This window comes from Actinophytocola oryzae (assembly GCF_004364325.1).
GTDB classification, from domain to species: Bacteria; Actinomycetota; Actinomycetes; order Mycobacteriales; family Pseudonocardiaceae; genus Actinophytocola; species Actinophytocola oryzae.
In genome coordinates this window covers 1-18,126 of record NZ_SOCP01000032.1, presented here as the reverse complement: position 1 = coordinate 18,126, position 18,126 = coordinate 1, and the positions used below count along the sequence as shown (strand labels likewise).

General features: G+C 69.4%; 19 protein-coding genes. 12 read left to right on the top strand and 7 right to left on the bottom strand.

The window, feature by feature from the left end; translation table 11 throughout:
• The first annotated feature begins 141 nt into the window (after positions 1–141).
• The 3 genes from CLV71_RS45720 (at position 142) to CLV71_RS45710 (ending at position 2,585) form a co-directional block, all read left to right on the top strand.
• Entirely contained in the window at positions 142–1,143 is a 1,002-nt protein-coding gene (locus tag CLV71_RS45720; protein ID WP_133909245.1) for a hypothetical protein, read from the top strand.
• A 5-nt stretch (positions 1,144–1,148) separates the two neighbouring features.
• Entirely contained in the window at positions 1,149–1,787 is a 639-nt protein-coding gene (locus CLV71_RS45715; protein WP_133909244.1) for a hypothetical protein, read from the top strand.
• A 138-nt stretch (positions 1,788–1,925) separates the two neighbouring features.
• Entirely contained in the window at positions 1,926–2,585 is a 660-nt protein-coding gene (locus tag CLV71_RS45710) for an HD domain-containing protein (protein WP_133909243.1), read from the top strand.
• On the opposite strand, the gene CLV71_RS45705 is transcribed toward CLV71_RS45710, so the two are convergent.
• The 6 genes from CLV71_RS45705 to CLV71_RS45680 form a co-directional block, all read right to left on the bottom strand.
• Complete coding sequence (locus CLV71_RS45705) at positions 2,517–3,806, bottom strand: PucR family transcriptional regulator (RefSeq protein WP_133909242.1); 1,290 nt, start codon at positions 3,804–3,806, stop codon at positions 2,517–2,519. The two genes, CLV71_RS45710 and CLV71_RS45705, sit on opposite strands and share 69 nt — an antisense overlap.
• A gap of 30 nt (positions 3,807–3,836) precedes the next feature.
• Positions 3,837–4,616, bottom strand: coding sequence for an alpha/beta fold hydrolase (locus tag CLV71_RS45700; protein ID WP_243867493.1), 780 nt, complete (start codon positions 4,614–4,616; stop codon positions 3,837–3,839).
• 63 nt (positions 4,617–4,679) lie between these two features.
• Positions 4,680–5,522 carry an SRPBCC domain-containing protein gene (locus tag CLV71_RS49035; RefSeq protein ID WP_133909241.1) on the bottom strand — a complete coding sequence of 281 codons (843 nt, stop codon included), beginning with the start codon at positions 5,520–5,522 and terminating at the stop codon, positions 4,680–4,682.
• Positions 5,515–5,832, bottom strand: a complete 318-nt coding sequence (locus CLV71_RS45690) for an ArsR/SmtB family transcription factor (protein ID WP_133909293.1) — start codon at positions 5,830–5,832, stop codon at positions 5,515–5,517. Before CLV71_RS45690 ends, CLV71_RS49035 begins: the two co-directional genes overlap by 8 nt.
• A 63-nt stretch (positions 5,833–5,895) precedes the next feature.
• The gene (locus CLV71_RS45685) at positions 5,896–6,258 is read right to left on the bottom strand and encodes a VOC family protein (RefSeq protein ID WP_133909240.1); all 363 of its coding nucleotides are present in this window, start codon (positions 6,256–6,258) and stop codon (positions 5,896–5,898) included.
• A 49-nt stretch (positions 6,259–6,307) separates the two neighbouring features.
• Positions 6,308–7,243: a heme o synthase gene (locus CLV71_RS45680; protein WP_243867491.1), complete on the bottom strand. Its 936-nt coding sequence runs from the start codon at positions 7,241–7,243 to the stop codon at positions 6,308–6,310.
• 194 nt (positions 7,244–7,437) lie between these two features.
• Between CLV71_RS45680 and tkt the strand changes: the two genes are divergently transcribed.
• The 9 genes from tkt to CLV71_RS45635 all read left to right on the top strand — a co-directional run bounded on the left by tkt (position 7,438) and on the right by CLV71_RS45635 (position 17,143).
• Positions 7,438–9,549: a transketolase gene (gene tkt, locus CLV71_RS45675; RefSeq protein ID WP_133909238.1), complete on the top strand. Its 2,112-nt coding sequence runs from the start codon at positions 7,438–7,440 to the stop codon at positions 9,547–9,549.
• Positions 9,542–10,654 (top strand): transaldolase, encoded by a 1,113-nt coding sequence (tal, locus tag CLV71_RS45670; RefSeq protein WP_133909237.1) that lies wholly within the window; start codon positions 9,542–9,544, stop codon positions 10,652–10,654. The genes tkt and tal overlap by 8 nt, the downstream gene beginning before the upstream one ends.
• Before the next feature lie 6 nt (positions 10,655–10,660).
• The gene (locus tag CLV71_RS45665) at positions 10,661–12,259 is read left to right on the top strand and encodes a glucose-6-phosphate isomerase (RefSeq protein ID WP_133909236.1); all 1,599 of its coding nucleotides are present in this window, start codon (positions 10,661–10,663) and stop codon (positions 12,257–12,259) included.
• Positions 12,256–13,788, top strand: coding sequence for a glucose-6-phosphate dehydrogenase (gene zwf, locus CLV71_RS45660; RefSeq protein ID WP_133909235.1), 1,533 nt, complete (start codon positions 12,256–12,258; stop codon positions 13,786–13,788). Before CLV71_RS45665 ends, zwf begins: the two co-directional genes overlap by 4 nt.
• A 115-nt stretch (positions 13,789–13,903) precedes the next feature.
• On the top strand, positions 13,904–14,887 hold the full coding sequence (opcA, locus tag CLV71_RS45655; protein ID WP_133909234.1) for a glucose-6-phosphate dehydrogenase assembly protein OpcA: 984 nt from the start codon (positions 13,904–13,906) through the stop codon (positions 14,885–14,887).
• A complete protein-coding gene (pgl, locus tag CLV71_RS45650; RefSeq protein WP_133909233.1) occupies positions 14,884–15,588 on the top strand; it encodes a 6-phosphogluconolactonase in 705 nt (234 codons plus the stop codon). The genes opcA and pgl overlap by 4 nt, the downstream gene beginning before the upstream one ends.
• A 53-nt stretch (positions 15,589–15,641) precedes the next feature.
• Positions 15,642–15,941: a DUF2795 domain-containing protein gene (locus CLV71_RS45645; protein WP_166664528.1), complete on the top strand. Its 300-nt coding sequence runs from the start codon at positions 15,642–15,644 to the stop codon at positions 15,939–15,941.
• A 1-nt stretch (position 15,942) separates the two neighbouring features.
• Complete coding sequence (locus tag CLV71_RS45640) at positions 15,943–16,521, top strand: NADPH-dependent F420 reductase (protein ID WP_133909231.1); 579 nt, start codon at positions 15,943–15,945, stop codon at positions 16,519–16,521.
• A 235-nt stretch (positions 16,522–16,756) separates the two neighbouring features.
• On the top strand, positions 16,757–17,143 hold the full coding sequence (locus CLV71_RS45635; RefSeq protein ID WP_166664527.1) for an STAS domain-containing protein: 387 nt from the start codon (positions 16,757–16,759) through the stop codon (positions 17,141–17,143).
• Between the two features lies 1 nt (position 17,144).
• On the opposite strand, the gene CLV71_RS45630 is transcribed toward CLV71_RS45635, so the two are convergent.
• Complete coding sequence (locus tag CLV71_RS45630) at positions 17,145–17,642, bottom strand: DUF4383 domain-containing protein (protein WP_166664526.1); 498 nt, start codon at positions 17,640–17,642, stop codon at positions 17,145–17,147.
• Positions 17,643–18,126 lie beyond the last annotated feature (484 nt).

Here is an 18,126-nt window from a genome sequence, read left to right as displayed (position 1 = left end):
ACAGGCGCTGACAGTGACCAACACACCACCCGTTCTTCCTATTTATCACTTACGCGTGCAGCGGTAGAGTAACAGCCCGTACTCGATCAACCACTGAACGCTGTCCCTCGTTTGGGTGACAGCCGAAGGAGGTGGTAGCCGGTGCCCGCGGAAGCCAAGGGCCTCCGCAGAAACCCCGTTCACGAGATCTTCTGGACCAGAACCGGCCTCCTACTCCTGATCTTGGTGGTGGTCTCGGGCCTGACCATGGTCCTGTCGGCGAACCTCGACCCCGGCGTCGGCAAGAACCTGGTCACCTCGATCGCCACTGGCACCCTGGTCTCGGCCATCGTCGGCTTCGGCCAGACCCTCATCACCGCGACCGCCTCGCAGCGGGCGATGCTCACGCCTCTCGTCGAGGAAAGCCGACAGGCGTTGCGTGACCTCGCCGACGAGTACCGGTCGATGAACCGTGAGTTCTTCCCCACCCACGTCTTCGAACCGACCGCGGAACCCAACCCCGCGCTCAACCGGTTGATGATGCAGGACCTGCGAAGCACGAGGCAGTACCTGTTCCGAGGTTTCTCCGGTCGGCACGCTGCGGCACGCATGCTGCTGTCCCGATCCGAACGGGAGTTCCGCGGCGTCCTCGCCGATCCCGACAACGCGTCCGGCATCTCCGGACGAGCCCGCTACCTCATCCGCCACTCGGCGGTCGACGTGGACATGGACACCATCCAGTCGCGCCTGCACGCGGAGATCAGGATGGGCCTCGTCGGCCTGTACCTGGCCCGCAGCAGGTGCTCGCGGATGGAGGTCACGGTCATCTCCGACCCCCCGCTCGACCGCCTGGAGATCTTCGACGAGAGCGTGTGGGTGACGCTGTACAGCGACGCGCACGAGCCCGCCGAGTACCCGCGCACGCTGCGGTTCTCCGAGGGCTCGTTCATCTACAACATGGAACGCGCCGAGTTCGGCCGGATCTCCGCGTCCCGCCACGCACACCACCTGGTGATCACCCCGGACCTGCCACGGCAGGAGTTCATCGCACGGTTCGAGAAGATCACCAACTCCCGGCTCACCACCAAGGAGTTCCAGGAACTGACGACCCAGTTCTCCAACTTCGTCCGGGAGTTCTCCGTCACCGCCGAGTTGGGGAGCTGATCATCGTGGTTACCAGGGGCTCCGCGGTAGGAGAGCTGGCCGAGCAGTTGCGGGCCGCCGACGTCGACCTCACGTCCCACTGGACCGACGTCGACCGGTGGTTCGGGACGTGGGCGCAGGGCCACGGCCTGCGGGCCGACCTGCGCGCCCACCTGCTCGCCCTGCCGACCGACCAGGCGAACGCGATCATCCGGCGGTCACGGGAGACGAGGACGCACTTCGCGTGGTGCCTGCGCGACCAGCCGGACGAGCCGTTCACGTTCTGGCTGCACGAGTACAAGGAGCAGCGCGACTGGCGCGCGGGCTACGCGGACTCCGTGCACAACCACCGCTACCACTTCTGCACGACGATCCTGCGTGGCGGCTACCAGCACGAACGCTACTCGGCACAGCTGTCGCCGCAGAGCCAGCTGATCACCACGACGGAGCTGCTGACCAGCACGCCGTGCCCGGTCGGTGCCTCCGACAGCCTGCTCGCGTCCGACTTCCACCGCATCCCGCGCGCGGTCGACGGCACCATGACCTTCCTCGTGAAGTCGAGGGAGGTGACGCCCTGGAGCCTGTCCTACGACCCCCTCACGCAGGAGAGCCAACGGCACGTGCCCGTCGAGTCCCGGCTATCGCAACTGGTCAGCAGGCTGTGAGACCGGACAGATAGGAACGAACGGCCGCAGACAAACCACACTCGGGCCAATTACCATCACCTCCACCAGCCCTGCCCGGCGGGCGCTAACCACAGCCGGCAAGGTTCGGAGGGGTCGATGTCGTCCGAGGGTGAGCTCATGCCGGTCTTACCGCCGGCGGTGGTCGACGCTGTCGAGGCCGACGTGCGGCGACTGTGCACGCGTTACGCCGCCCGTCTGCAGTTCCACGGCTGGCACCACGTGTCGTTCGTGCGGACCAAGGCCGCGCGTTTCGCCGTGCTGAACGGCGCCGAGGTGAGCGTCGTGGAGACCGCGGCGCTGGTCCACGACGTCAACTACCTGGTGCGCCGCAACTCGGCCGCGTCGGCGGGCAGCGGGCTGCGGCTCGCGATCCTGTCGCGGGCGCGCGTGCCCAAGCACGTGGCCGGGTGGATCGACCGCATCGTCGACGAGGCGGAGATGGCCAACCGGGACCGGCACATCTCGCTGGAGGCCCAGGCGCTGTCGGACGCGGACACGCTGTTCAAGGCGCTGCCCGTGACACCGGTCGTGCTCGCGCACAAGTATCTCGAGGAGAACGGCATCGGCCTGCGCGAGCTGGCCAACAAGATCTGCGGCGAGCAGCGACGCGTCCACGACGAGGGCTTCTACTTCTACAACCAGGAGGCCGCCGACCAGTACGCCCATTGGGCGGCGGCGAACCTGCAGCTGTGGCAGTGCATCCGCGAGTCACTCGACGACGCCGACGTCTCGGCCCTGCTCGACACCGTCACCGGCTCGCCGGCGGCCGCGTCCTAGTGCAGGCGACGGCGGTCGCCGCGCGATCTCCAGCAACGCGGCCTCCAGCGCTATCAGGATCTCCGCGGTCGCCTTCGGGTCGCTGAGGGAGCGTCCGGTGGCCGACTCGATCCGGCGCAGCCGGTGGCGGACCGTGTTGGGATGGCAGAACAGGACGCCCGCGGCATCCGACGCCGACCCCCCGCTGTCCCGCCACGCGGCCAGGGTGTCGAGGAGGACCTTGCACTGCTCGGCGGGCAGGTCGAGGATCGGCCCGAGCACGGCCTGCCGGACCCTGGCCATCGCGTCCGGCGCGCTGACCGCCGCGACGGCAAGGGGAAAGTCGTCGAACATCGTGACGTGCGGGGTGCCCGCGACGGTGCTCGCCAGTGCGATCCGCGCGAAACGCAACGCGACCGCCGTCTCCGTCAGCGCGAGGTAGGGCGGGCTGATGCCGATCCGGCTGCGCGCCGACGCCCTCAGCGTCGACGTGAGCGGGCGCATGTCGGTGTCGTTCCCGAAGCGCACGATCCCGATCTGCGCGTCGGGCGTCAGCCGCCAGGCAGACCCGATCCGTTGTACCCGCAGTCGGTTCTCGATGCCGGGCAGCGCCTCCTGGGCCAGTTGCACCGACTCGGCCGCGACCACGACGAACGGCCCGCGTTTGGGCAGGCGAAGCACGTCGGCGACATCCCAGACCGACGTCTCGCCCAGCGGCCGTCCCTCCAGGAGGGCACCGACCAGTGCCGACCGCTCTCCCTCGTTGCGCAGCACCAGCGTCATCGTCGTCTCGCGGTGCGCGGCGGCCATCTCCTCGGCGAAGGTGTCGTGTGCGGACCACAGGTCGGACGCCGCGTCCACCAGCGCCTGGTTGGAGACCTGCCGCCGTGCACGGGCGTGCAGCACGAGGCTGTGCCAGATCTGGCTGAACAGGATGCGGAACGCCGCCATGACGACCGAGAGCGGCACCCCCTGCTCGGCACGCAGGGCACCGGTCGTCCTGGCCGCGGCGACATCGGCGAACTGGTCCTCGCGCAGCGACCGGAGGACGTACTCGGTGTTGCCCCGCACGGACAGCCTCAGGTCCTCGGCCGACACGACGCTGTGTGTCGAGTAGAACGCGACCCTGGCCTCGATCGCGGACGCGATCTCGTCCGCGAACTCGTCGAGGGTGTCCAGCAGCCGTCCCGCGAGTGCCACGAGTTCCGGATCCGGCCCACCCGTGGCCTCGCGCCGCGTCACCCGACCAACCTAGTGCTCGTCCTCAGTACCTCATCCGCCGGAGGCGGTGACGATCAGGTCGATCGTCTCGGCAGGCTTGCTGATCATCGCCACGTGCGAGGCGGTGACCTCCACCGTGTGCGCTCCGGCGCGCTTCGCCATCGCTCGCTCGGCCTCCGGCGGGATCGTGGCGTCGTCGGCGGCCACGAGGTACCAGCTGGGGATGGTCCGCCAGCCGGGCACCCCGGACGGGGTGGACAGGCACGACAGCGCGAACCCGCGCTGGGCGACCCCCATGAAATGGGCGAGCCCGGCGTCCAGGTCGGCGCAGAACAGCTGGTGGAAGAACGCCAGGTCCAGGTAGCCGTCGGCGTCACCCTCGGGCGCACCCGGGTAGGGCCGCTGAACCAGGTGCTCGCCGAGTCCGGTCCTCCCGCCGCCCAGCGCGATGGACTCGAGCAGCGTCTCGCCCTCGTCCGGCGCGAACGCGGCGATGTAGACCAACGCCCGCACGTTCGGGGCGTCCGTGCTGGCGTTGGTGATCACGCAGCCGCCGTAGGAGTGGCCGACGAGCACGACGTCGCCCTCGATCGTCGACACGAAGTCCCTGATGTAGTCGGCGTCGGCGGCGACGCCGCGCAGCGGGTTGGCCGGGGCGAGGACCTGGTGCCCACGCGCACGCAGGCCGTCGGCCACCGCCTGCCAGCCGGAGGCGTCGGCGAACGCGCCGTGGACCAGAACGACGGTGGGTAGTGCGGGAGCAGCCATGACCAGCCTCGTGTTCCTGTGGTAGGTGAAGGAGTTGCCGCCCTCCACGCTGGAGCAGGGCACGCGCTCCGGCAATGTTCCCGATCACCCCGAACGAGGCCGTTCGTTGTTCGCCCGGATAACCGGCTACGACCGGCTGGGCCTTTCCTGCATCGACCACACGTTGCCGTCCGGGTCGTTGAAGGTCAGGAACGAGTTCCAGTCGCCGCCCTTGCCGTCGACCTGCCTGCCGTCCTCGATGTGCCAGATCGGGGTGGCGTCGACGCCGCGCTCGACCAGCTCGGCGCGTGCCTTCTCGATGTCCGTGACGACGATCTGGACGCCCTTGAGGTCGCCGGGCTCCATCTCGGTGACGTTCGCCCCGAACCCGATCGAACAGCCCGAGCCCGGCGGCGTGACCTGCACGAACCGGAAGTCCCCCGCCGTGTGGTCCACGTCGACGGGGAAGCCCAGTCTGGTGGCGTAGAACTCCTTGGCCCGCTCCACGTCGGTGACGGGCACGGGGATCAGCTCGATCTTCCAGTCCATGGGGTGCTCCAGTGTCTCTGTCAGGCGGTCCAAGCTCGCGCCGACACCGCGGGCCATGCCCGAGTCGACGACGGCGTCACGGATCTCGCGGGTCGGGAAGGTGGCGGTGTGGGTCAGGTGGGTGTCGCCGGTCAGCTCGATGGTGATGACCGACTCGTACTCGGCACGTGCGTGGCAGTCGACGTTGGTCTCGGTCATCACGAGCAGGTTCGGCGGGTCGACCACGAGGTAGCGGCCGTGGAGGACCATCTCCTGGTCGTCCGGGCCGCGCATGACGTAGTGCCACTCGCCGCCCTCGCGCAGGTCGACGTCGCAGACGGTGAGCCGCCAGCCGTGCGGGCCGAACCAGCGTCGGAGCAGGTCGGGCCTGGTGTGGGCGTCGAACACCCGCCGCCGTGGCGCGGCGAACTCGCGGGTGATGACGACGTCGCGGTCACTCATCGGCGAGCAGGTCCTCGAGGCGGTCGTAGCTCTCGGTCCAGAAGCGGCGGTAGTCGCCGAGCCAGCCCGCCGCGTCGCGCATCGGCTCGGCTACCAGACGGCAGGGTCGCCGCTGGGCGTCCTTGCCGCGTTCGACCAGCCCGGCCCGCTCCAGGACCTTGAGGTGTTTCGAGATGGCGGGCTGGGTCATGGCGAACGGCTCTGCCAGTTCCTTGACCGACGCCTCTCCCCTCGCCAGGCGCGCGAGGATGGCCCGCCTGGTCGGGTCGGCCAGCGCGGCGAACGTTGCGTCGAGCCGTTCGGGTGCCAGCGTCGTCACGTTTCATTACCTCCCGGTTCCATAACCAGAAGGTAATTGATGCTGGTGACCCCGTCAACCGGGGTCCTGCACCGTCCAGGTGTTGCCGTCCGGGTCGGCGAAGTGGACGAAGGAGCCACCGGAGCCGGTGGTCACGTCGGAGACGGTCACACCACGGCCGGCCAGCTCGGCACGGGCCGCCTGGATGTCCTCGACGACCAGTTGGAGGCCGCGCAGGGAGCCGGGCGCGGAGTCGACGATGCCGACGCCCATGATGATCGAGCAGGCCGATCCGGGCGGGGTCAGCTGCACGAACCGCAGTTCCGGGCTGAGCGTGTGGTCGACGTCGAGGCTGAACCCGACGGTGTCGCGGTAGAACGCGACCGACCGATCCACATCGGACACAGGCACCGGCACGACCTCGAGCTTGAAATCCATGCCGGGGACGGTACGGGAGGTCAGCGGAGCGGACCCGAGTAAGCGCAGATCAGAACGGCCAGCCGACCACGGGCAGACCCAGTGCCGAGTCCACGGCCAGCGCCACGAACACCAGCGTCAGGTACGTGTTCGACATGTGGAAGAGCTTCATCGGCTTGCCCGGCTCGCCGCGTTTGGTCTGGGCGTACAGCCGGTGGGCGACGACCAGGAACCAACCACCCGTGACGACCGCGAACGCCGTGTAGACCCAGCCGGTCGCCGGGACCAGCAGGAGTGTCCACGCGACCATCACCCACGAATAGGTGACGATCTGACGCGCCACCCGATCGGGTGTCGTCACGACCGGCAGCATGGGCACGCCGGCCCGCGCGTAGTCGTCGCGGAACTTCATCGCCAGCGCCCAGAAGTGGGGCGGGGTCCAGAAGAAGATCACGCCGAACATCACGAACGCGGGCCACTCGACCGAGCCCGTGACCGCTGACCAGCCGATGACCACCGGCATGCACCCGGCGGCGCCACCCCACACGATGTTCTGCGCGGTCCGCCGCTTCAGAACCATCGTGTAGATCAGAACGTAGAAGAGGATGGCGGCGACGGACAACAACGCTGCCAGGAGGTTGGTGGTGGGCCACAGCCACGCGAACGACAGCACGCCGAGCGTGACGCCGAACACGAGTGCGTTGCGCGTCGGCACCTGGTGCTTGGGCAGGGGCCGCGACGACGTGCGCTTCATCACCGCGTCGATGTCGGCGTCGGCCACGCAGTTCAGGGCGTTCGCGGAACCGGCGGCCATCGTGCCGCCGAAGAGCGTGGCGAACACCAGCCACGGCGACGGGATGCCACGCTGCGCGAGCATCATCGCGGGCACGGTGGTGACCAGGAGGAGCTCGATGATCCTCGGCTTGGTCAGCGCGACGTACGCACGGACGACATCCCTGCGGGTGCGGCGCGGGGCTTCGGTGGCCGCCCCGAGCGCTGCGCTCACCAGCGGCTCCCAGGTGTGTAGGTGGCAGAAGTTCGGGTAACGCCAGGGATCGTAACCGCGTGACCGTGAACGGCCTTCGCCGGGTGGTTTCGTTAGGCTGAGGAATTGTCCGGGCATCCCGAGGATGACCAGCGCGGTCGTGCGCCAACGGCATGATCGAGAACACGATTAGGTGGGAGCTTGAGTCCGTGTCCATGAGTGCAGACGAACTCGCCCGTTTGACAACGCAGAATCTGCCTGACGACTGGACCGACCTGGACAAACGCGCCGTGGACACCATCAGGGTCCTCGCCGCGGAGGCCGTCCAGAAGGTCGGCAACGGTCACCCCGGCACCGCGATGAGCCTCGCGCCGCTCGCGTACGCCCTCTACCAGCGGGTCATGCGCCACGACCCGAGCGACCCGGAGTGGATCGGCCGCGACCGGTTCGTCCTGTCCGCGGGCCACTCGAGCCTGACGCTGTACCTGGAGCTGTTCCTGTCCGGCTACGGCCTGGAGATCGAGGACATCGCGTCGCTGCGCACGTGGGGCTCGAAGACGCCGGGCCACCCGGAGCACGGGCACACCGCGGGCGTCGAGATCACCACCGGACCGCTCGGCCAGGGCCTGGCCTCCGCGGTCGGCATGGCGATGGCCGCCCGCCGCGAGCACGGTCTGTTCGATCCGGACACACCGCTCGGCGAGAGCGTCTTCGACCACCACATCTACGTGATCGCCTCCGACGGCGACATCGAGGAGGGCGTGACCTCCGAGGCCTCGTCGCTCGCGGGCCGCCAGGAGCTCGGCAACCTCATCGTCTTCTACGACGACAACAAGATCTCCATCGAGGACGACACGAACATCGCGCTGTCCGAGGACACCGCGAAGCGCTACGAGGCCTACGGCTGGCACGTCCAGGTCGTCGAGGGCGGCGAGGACGTCGTCGCGATCCTGGACGCGGTCGAGGCCGCGAAGGCGGAGACCTCGAGGCCGTCGTTCATCCTCCTGCGCACGATCATCGGCTACCCGGCGCCCAACAAGATGAACACGGGCAAGGCGCACGGCGCCGCGCTGGGCGACGACGAGGTCGCCGCGGTCAAGAAGATCCTCGGGTTCGACCCCGACCAGCACTTCGTGGTCGAGCCGGAGGTCCTCAAGCACGCCCGCATGGTCGCCGACCGGGGCAAGCAGGCCCACGAGGAGTGGCAGAAGGCGTTCGACGCCTGGGGCGAGGCCAACCCGGAGCGCAAGGCGCTGCTCGACCGCGCGTCGGGCTACCGCCTGCCTGAGGGCTGGGAGGCCGAGCTCCCGTCGTGGGACCCGGACCCCAAGGGTGTCGCGACCCGCAAGGCCTCCGGCGAGGTGCTCAACGCGCTCGCCGACGTGCTGCCCGAGCTGTGGGGCGGCTCCGCGGACCTCGCGGAGAGCAACAACACCACCATGAAGGGCGCCGACTCGTTCGGGCCGACGTCCGCGAAGACCAAGGAGTGGGACGCGACGCCGTTCGGGCGGACCCTCCACTTCGGAGTCCGCGAGCACGCGATGGGCTCGATCCTCAACGGGATCGTGCTCCACGGCCCGACGCGCCCCTACGGCGCGACCTTCCTCGTGTTCTCCGACTACATGCGTCCGCCGGTGCGCCTCGCCGCGCTGCAGAAGCTGCCCGTGACCTACGTGTGGACGCACGACTCGATCGGCCTCGGCGAGGACGGGCCGACCCACCAGCCGATCGAGCAGCTCGCGGCGCTGCGGGCCATCCCGGGCCTGGTCGTCCTGCGGCCGGGTGACGCCAACGAGACCGCCGCCGCGTGGCGGGCGATCCTCACCCAGCACGACGCCCCGGTCGGACTCGCGCTGACCAGGCAGAACCTGCCCACGCTCGAGGGCACGAAGGAGCTGGCCGCGGACGGCGTCGCCAAGGGCGGCTACGTCCTCGCCGACAGCTCGGCGGGCGTGCCGCAGGTGGTGCTGATCGCCACCGGCTCCGAGCTGCAGATGGCCGTGGACGCTCGGAATGTCCTGGAGGCGGACGGGGTTGCCACGAGAGTGGTGTCCATGCCGTCGCAGGAGTGGTTCGAGGCGCAGGACCAGGCCTACCGCGACCAGGTCATCCCACCGAACGTGAAGGCGCGGGTCGCGGTCGAGGCCGGCATCGCCCAGCCCTGGTACCGCTACGTCGGCAACTCCGGCGAGATCGTCTCGATCGAGCACTTCGGCGCGTCCGCGGACTACCAGACCCTGTTCAAGGAGTTCGGTTTCACCACCGACGCCGTCGTCTCCGCCGCCCGCCGCTCACTACTGAAGACCGAGAGGCCGCACAATGACTGACAACCTCGCCAGGCTCTCCGAGCTGGGTGTGTCCATCTGGCTCGACGACGTCTCGCGCCGCAGGCTCAACTCCGGCAACCTCGCCGGGCTGGTCCGCGACAAGCACGTCGTCGGCGTGACCAGCAACCCGACGATCTTCGCGAAGGCGCTGTCCGACGCGGCCGACTACGACGAGCAGATCCGTGAGCTGGCCGGCCGGGGCGCGTCGGTCGACGCGGCGGTCAAGGAGATCACGACCACCGACATCCGCAACGCCTGCGACCTGTTCCGGGACGTCTACGACGCGTCCGGCCACGTCGACGGCCGGGTGTCGATCGAGGTCGACCCGCGCCTGGCACACGACACGGACAAGACCGTCGCCGAGGCGCTCGACCTGTGGAAGACGGTCGACCGGCCCAACCTGCTGGTGAAGATCCCGGCCACCGAGGACGGCCTGCCCGCCATCACCCGCACGCTCGCCGAGGGCGTCAGCGTCAACGTCACGCTGATCTTCTCCGTCGAGCGCTACCGGGCGGTGATGGACGCCTTCATCTCCGGCGTCGAGCAGGCGAAGGCCAACGGCCACAACATCGCCGAGCTGCACTCGGTGGCGTCGTTCTTCGTGTCCCGCGTGGACAGTGAGGTCGACAAGCGGCTCGACAAGATCGGCACCGACGAGGCGAAGGCCCTGCGCGGCAAGGCGGCCGTGGCCAACGCGGTCCTCGCCTACGCGGCGTTCGAGGAGACGTTCTCCACCGACCGCTGGCGCACGCTGGCCGCGGAAGGCGCCAACGCGCAGCGTCCACTGTGGGCGTCGACGGGTGTGAAGAACCCCGACTACTCCCCCACGCTGTACGTGGACGAGCTGGTCGTCGCGAACACCGTCAACACGATGCCCGAGGCGACACTCGACGCCGTTGCCGAGAAAAGTGAGCTCCGTGGCGATACGGTGACCGGCAACGCGGGGGAAGCCCAGGCGGTGTTCGACGCGCTGGCCGCGGTGGGCATCGACATCTCCGACGTCTTCGTCACCCTCGAGAACGAGGGTGTGGAGAAGTTCGAGAAGTCCTGGCAGGAACTGCTCGAGTCCGTCGACGGACAGCTGAAGGCCGCCAAGGAAGGCTGAGAAGGCATGACAGAGGTTTGGGGGGACGAGCGGCTCCGCGAGGAAGCCGCTCCCCTCGTCGAGCGGCTGGTGGCCGAGCAGGTCGCCAGCAAGCTCACTGCCGGAGATCCCACCCTGTGGGGCCCGGAGGCCGAGTCCGAGGCGAGCATCCGCCTCGCGTGGACGAAACTGCACGAGACCTCCCGCCCGCTGCGTGGTGAGATCGAGGCGCTGCGGTCGACGATGAACGCCGAGGGCGTCAACCGCGTGGTGCTCGCGGGCATGGGCGGCTCGTCGCTCGCGCCGGAGGTCATCACCAACACCGCGGGCGTGCCGCTGACCGTGCTCGACACCACCGACCCCGGACAGGTGGCCGACGCGCTCGAGGGCGACCTGTCCGCGACGATGCTGGTCGTGTCGTCCAAGTCCGGGTCGACCGTGGAGACCGACAGCCACCGCCGGATCTTCGAGAAGGCGTTCACGGACAACGGGATCGACGCCGCGTCACGCATCATCGTGGTGACCGACCCCGGCTCGCCGCTGGAGGCCTCGGCCAGGGAGGCGGGCTACCGGCGCGTGTTCACGGCCGACCCGAACGTCGGCGGCCGCTACTCGGCGCTGACGGCGTTCGGGCTCGTGCCCGCCGGTCTCGCGGGTGCCGACATCGGCGCGCTGCTCGACGAGGCGTCGTCGATCGCGCCGAAGCTGGCGCAGGACAGCGAGGACAACCCGGCGCTGTTCCTCGCCTCGGCACTGGGCGGGGCACACGCGCGCGGCGCGGAGAAGGTCGTCTTCGCCGACACCGGCTCGGGCATCAGGGGCTTCGGCGACTGGGTCGAGCAGCTGATCGCCGAGTCGACCGGCAAGCAGGGCACCGGGTTGCTGCCGGTGGTCGTGGAGAACGCGGACGCACCCGGCTTCGCCGACGCGGGCCAGGACGCCACCCCGGTCGCGATCGGCGAGAACGTCGGGACGGGACTGTCCACCTCGGGCAGTCTCGGCGAGCTGATGCTGTTGTGGGAGTACGCGACCGCGATCGTCGGGCGACTGCTCGGCATCGACCCGTTCGACCAGCCGGACGTCGAGGCGGCCAAGAAGGCGGCCCGGTCCCTTCTGGACGCACCGACATCCGAACCGGCGAAACCTACCTTTGTGGACGGCACCGTCGAGGTACACGCGCCGGAGGGTCTCGTACCCGCCGAGCAGACGCTCACCGCCGCGCTGCGTGCCTTCTTCGACGCCGTCCCCGAGTTCGGCTACGTCTCCGTGCAGGCCTACCTCGACCGGCTGGCCGACGCGTCGGCGGTCGTGCTGCGGCCGGAGATCACCCGCATCACCGGCAGGCAGACCACGTTCGGGTGGGGCCCCAGGTTCCTGCACTCGACAGGGCAGTACCACAAGGGCGGGCACCAGAACGGTGCCTACCTACAGCTGACCGGCGCGGTCGACGACGACCTCACGGTGCCGGACCGGCCCTACACACTCGGCACGCTGCAGCTCGCGCAGGCCCTCGGCGACGGCCAGGTCCTCGCCGACCACGGCCGCCCGGTGCTGCGGCTGCACCTCACCGACCGGGCCGCCGGACTCGCGCACCTGGTCAAGGCTCTCCAGGAGGTCTCCAGGTGACAACACGCACTTGGCAGAACCCATTGCGTGATCCGAGGGACAAGCGTCTTCCGAGGATCGCCGGGCCTTGCGGCCTGGTGATCTTCGGGGTGACCGGTGACCTGTCCCGCAAGAAGCTCATGCCGGCGATCTACGACCTGGCGAACCGGGGGCTGCTGCCACCCGGTTTCTCTCTGGTCGGCTTCGCCCGTCGCGACTGGGCCGACGAGGACTTCGGTCAGGTCGTGCACGACGCCGTCAAGGAGCACGCGCGCACGCCGTTCCGCCAGGAGGTCTGGGACCGGCTCGCCGAGGGCTGCCGCTTCGTGCAGGGCTCCTTCGACGACGACCAGGCCTTCGACAACCTGGCGAAGTGCATCAAGGACCTCGACGACGAACGCGGCACGGCAGGCAACCACGGGTTCTACCTGTCGATCCCGCCCGCCGCGTTCACCAAGGTCATCCAGCAACTCGCCCGCACGGGCCTCGCCGACCAGAAGGCCGACGAGTGGCGCCGGGTGGTGATCGAGAAGCCGTTCGGCCACGACCTGGCGAGCGCCAAGCAGCTCAACAAGACCGTGAACGACGTCTTCCCCGAGGACTCGGTGTTCCGCATCGACCACTACCTCGGCAAGGAGACCGTCCAGAACATCATGGCGATCCGGTTCGCCAACCAGCTGTTCGAGCCGATCTGGAACGCGAACTACGTCGACCACGTGCAGATCACCATGGCCGAGGACATCGGCCTCGGCGGTCGCGCCGGGTACTACGACGGCATCGGCGCCGCTCGCGACGTGATCCAGAACCATCTGCTGCAACTGCTCGCGCTGACCGCCATGGAGGAACCGGTCTCCTTCCGGCCGGAGACCGTCCGTGCCGAGAAGGCGAAGGTCCTGGCGGCCACCCGGCCGGTCCTGCCGTTCGCGGAGACGACCGCGCGCGGCCAGTACTCCGGCGGCTGGCAGGGCGGCCAGAAGGTGCCCGGTCTGGTGCAGGAGGGCGGCTTCGCCAAGGACTCCAAGACCGAGACCTACGCGGCGATCGAGCTGGCCGTGGACACGCGCCGCTGGGCCGGCGTTCCCTTCTACCTGCGTACCGGCAAGCGGCTCGGCCGGCGCGTCACGGAGATCGCCGTGGTGTTCAAGCGGGCACCGCACCTGCCGTTCGACGACACCTCGACCGAGGAGCTGGGTCAGAACGCACTCGTGTTCCGGGTCCAGCCGGACGAGGGCGTGACCATGCGGTTCGGCTCGAAGGTGCCCGGCTCCACCATGGAGGTCCGGGACGTCAACATGGACTTCAGCTACGGCCACTCGTTCACCGAGTCGTCGCCGGAGGCCTACGAGCGGCTGATCCTGGACGTGCTGCTCGGCGAGCCGTCGCTGTTCCCCAAGAACGACGAGGTCGAGCTGTCCTGGGAGATCCTCGACCCGATCCTGAAGGCCTGGACGACGCACGGCAAGCCGGACCCGTACCCCGCGGGCACGTGGGGCCCCGAGTCCGCCGACCAGATGCTCGCCAGGACAGGCCGTCACTGGAGGCGTCCATGAGCGAGCTCGCGAGCGAACAATCGGCACGAACGGCGTCTCGGAGCATGCGGTCCGGCGTCGACATGAGCGGAGCCTGCGGAGCGATTCGACACCGCGCCGCAGGCGAGGAGACGCCGTGATTATTGACCTTCCCGCCACCACTACCTCGCAGGTGAACAGCAAGCTCGTGCACCTGCGTGAGCAGGGCGGCGCCAACACCATCGGCCGCGTGCTGACGCTGGTGATCGTCACCGACGACAGCGAGAAGACCGAGGACGTCATCGACGCGGCCAACTACGCGTCGCGCGAGCACCCGTGCCGGGTGATCGTCGTGGCGCGGGGGGCGAAGAAGGCCTCGCCACGGCTCGACGCGCAGATCCGGGTCGGCGGCGACGCGGGTGCGAGCGAGGTCATCGTGCTGCGCCTGTACGGGCCGCTGGCCGGTGAGGGCGCGTCGTGTGTGATCCCGCTGCTGCTGCCGGACGCGCCGATCGTGGCGTGGTGGCCGTTCGAGGCACCCACGGTGCCCGCGAAGGACCCGATCGGGCGGCTCGCCACCCGGCGGATCACCGACGCGGCGGCCGAGCGCAGCCCGACCAGGTCGCTGGAGGCCCGCGCCAAGGGCTACGAGCCCGGTGACACGGACCTGGCGTGGACGCGGCTCACGCTGTGGCGTGCGCTGCTGTCCGCGGCGCTGGAGCTGCCGCCCTACGAGAAGGTCACGGCCGCGACCGTGTCCGGCGAGGCCGACTCGCCCTCCGCCGAGCTGCTGGCGGCGTGGCTGTCCGCACGTCTGAAGCTGCCCGCGAAGCGGCTGAAGGCCAAGGAGGGCCCCGGGATCGTGTCGGTGACGCTCGAACGCAAGTCGGGCACGATCGAGATCCACCGCCCGGACGGTTCGGTCGGCACGCTGTCGCAGCCGACCCAGCCGGAGCGGCGGGTCGCGCTGGGCAGGCGCGCGGTGCGCGACTGCATCGCCGAGGAGCTGCGCAGGCTCGACCCCGACGAGATCTACGAGCAGGCCCTCAAGGCGCTCGGCAAGGTCGACCGGGGTGGTCGCGGCACGACGGCCCGCAAGCCTGCCGAGCCGAAGAAGGTCAAGGCCGGGACCGGCGCGTGACCACCTTCGTCTACGAGACGCCTGACGAGCTGGCGTCAGCGACCGCGGACCGGTTGGCCGCGGCGCTGGCGTCGGCCCAGGCCGAGCGTGGCACGGCCTCGGTCGTGCTCACGGGTGGCCGCACCGGCATCGCGGTCCTGACCGCGCTCCGGTCGGCCACGCTCGACTGGTCGTCCCTGGACGTCTACTGGGGCGACGAACGGTTCCTGCCCGCAGGCGACCCGGAACGCAACGAGACGCAGGCCCGAGCGGCGTTGCTGGACCACGTGCCGGTCGCGCCGGGGCGGGTCCACCCGATGGCGCCCTCGGACGGCGAGTACGGCGACGACCCGGATGCGGCGGCCGAGGCGTACGCGGTGCTGCTGAAGGACGTGGCGAGCTTCGACGTGTGCCTGCTGGGCGTCGGCGAGGAGGGGCACACCGCGTCCCTCTTCCCGGGTTCCCCCGGTGTCCAGGAGACCAGCCGGGCGGTCGTGGCCGTCAGGGACTGCCCCAAGCCACCGCCCACACGGGTATCCCTTACGCTACCCACCATCCGCCGGGCGACCGACGTCTGGCTGATGACCACTGGGGACGCGAAGGCCGAACCCGTCGCAGCGGCACTTGCCGGCGCGAACGAGGAGGACCTTCCGGCGGCTGGTGCGCGCGGAAAACGCGACACGCTGTGGATTCTCGACAGAGCGGCCGCCGCGAGACTTTGAGGTACGTCAGTTGACCGATGTCTCCGGCAACTGACAGGGCCAGGGTTGCACGGGTGACATCGGAACAGGAACTGGACAACGAGAAGGTCGTCAGGCAAGTACTCGGCGACCTGCCCTTCCCGGCCTTCCGCTGGCAGCTCATCGCACAGGCGGCCGTGTACGGCGCCGACTCGGTGACGATGGGGAAGCTGCACCGCCTGCCGGTACGCCGCTACGCGGACCGCGAGGAGGTCACGGCGGCGATCATCGCCGCCCAGCACGTACGGCCGAGGCCGAGGCGGTACCGGAGGATGGTCATCCCGATGAACGTCAGGCACCGGCCGCTGGTGGTCGCCGTGGCGGCGCCGGACTGACATGCGTATAGGCATCATCGGCGCCGGCCAGGTCGGCACCACGCTGAGCAGGCACCTCGCCCTGGTGGGGCACGACGTGTCGCTCTCCGGCCTGCTCATCGCGCGGACGGTCCGGGCGGTGGCGGCCTTCGCGGACGTGGTGGTGGTCGCGGTCCCGTTCAGCCGCTACCAGGAGCTGCCGGTCGCCGAGGTGGCGGGCAAGCCCGTGATCGACACGACCAACTACGACTCGGAGACCGACGGGCGCATACGCGAGCTGGACGAGGACCGCATCACCTCCAGTGAGCTCGTGCAGGCGCACCTGCAGGGAGCCCTGGTGGTGAAGGCGTTCAACGCGATCCGCTGGGAGCACCTGCGCGAGCACGCCCACCGCGACCGGTTCGCCGGGCGCAGGGGCATCCCGGTCTCCGGCGACCACCTCAGGGCCAAGAAGGCCGCCATGGCCCTGGTGGAGGAGATCGGCTTCGACGCGGTCGACGCGGGAGGCCTCGCCCGCGGCGGCCGCAAGTTCCAGCCGGGCACACCCGTCTACGCCGCCGACCTCACGGCGCGGGATCTGCGCGCCCGACTACACACGTGAGGTGGCCGAGCTTCGCCCGGCCACCTCACGTTCTGTACCGCTCTTGGACGGGTGGCAATTGCCGCTGGGGGCCGACGTGGAAGCGAACCTGAGTCCGGTGGGGCGGCGCGGCCCCACCGGCCCTCCCCTGATCACACCCGTCGACGCGGCCGGGACTAGAATCGGTTCCCTGCCGACAGCCGGGGCGACGCGCGGGAGAGACGTCATGGGGAAAGACCCAGACCGTCTTCCTGCCATGCGTACGCAGTCACCGGACGTGCAGCGGATCATCGACCGGCGTTTACAGGTCAAGGTCGTTCGACACAATCCCGACCTCTACGTGTGCCGGGTGGCAGGCGAGGTCGACCTGCTGACCGTGCCCACCCTCGTCAACGTGCTCGACGACCTGCGGGAACGCGAGGCCCCGGCGGTGGTCGTGGACCTCACCGGCGTGACCTACTGCGCTGCCGCCGGTGTGCGGGCGCTCCTGGACGCGACCGAGACAGCCAGGGCGGCCGGCCAGCGGCTCGCGGTCGTGATCGCGAGCCTGACCGTGGCCAGGGTCCTCAAGGCCACCGACACCATCGACGGCATCGAGAACTACTCCAACCTGTCCGAGGCCATGCTCGCGATGGTCACCTAGCTCACACGCGACAGGCGAGGACGGCCAGCGGCTTGGGCACGTCGCCCACCTGCTTGGGCGTGCGCCGGTCGGCGCGGCCCGGCGGACGGCTGGGCACCACGCGCTGGCGCACGTAGCGGGTCGGCAGCCGGTACTCGACCTCGGGCACGACGTGCACCTCCGTACGGCGACGGCCGCCGCTGAGCATGGCCATGCCGATCATGCTGATCACCAGGGACACGTGCACCAGCACGTCGTCGCTGTGGAACGGCACGATGGCCGGGTCCGCGACGGAGCCGAACTGCCACAGCAGGACGTAGACCACGCCACCGCCGATGAGGTAGCCGTGCGCACCCCGCGCACTGCCCGCGAGGCCGAACCCGACCGCCCCGAACGCCAGGTGCACCAGGTTGTCGAGCAGGCCGGGCGCCATGTCGAGCACCCCGGCCACCACGAACAGCGCGGCCACCAGCATCGCGGCCCACTGCCCGGGTTCCCGCCGAACCCCGTACCTCGTCATCCCGCACACCATCCCCTCGACCCCGACCAACCATGCCCTCTGCACCTGGTGGACGCGCATCCGACGCGCCGGTTGTTAACCGAAGATCAACGCGAAGGTGTTACGCCTTCCGGGACGAAAGTTGATGTTCCCCCGCCGACCCATCCGGACCGCCCCGCACCGAAGGCTTCCCACAGCACACCCAGCGCAACGAGGGTCGCCTACCGTGCGCCCAACGTTACGAAGGCGTCCTTCAGTACGGCCAACGCAACGAAGGCTCCCTTCAGTACCCCCAGCGTTACGAAGGCGTCCTTCAGTACGGCCAACGCAACGAAGGCTCCCTTCAGTACGGCCAACGTTACGAAGGCTCCCTTCAGTACGGCCAACGTTACGAAGGCTCCCTTCAGTACGGGGGTGTAAGAATAACGGTGTAACTGTCCTAAGTGGAGGGTAGTGCATCGATGGCTGACAAGGCAAAGACGCAGGCTGTGATACCAGCGGCGAC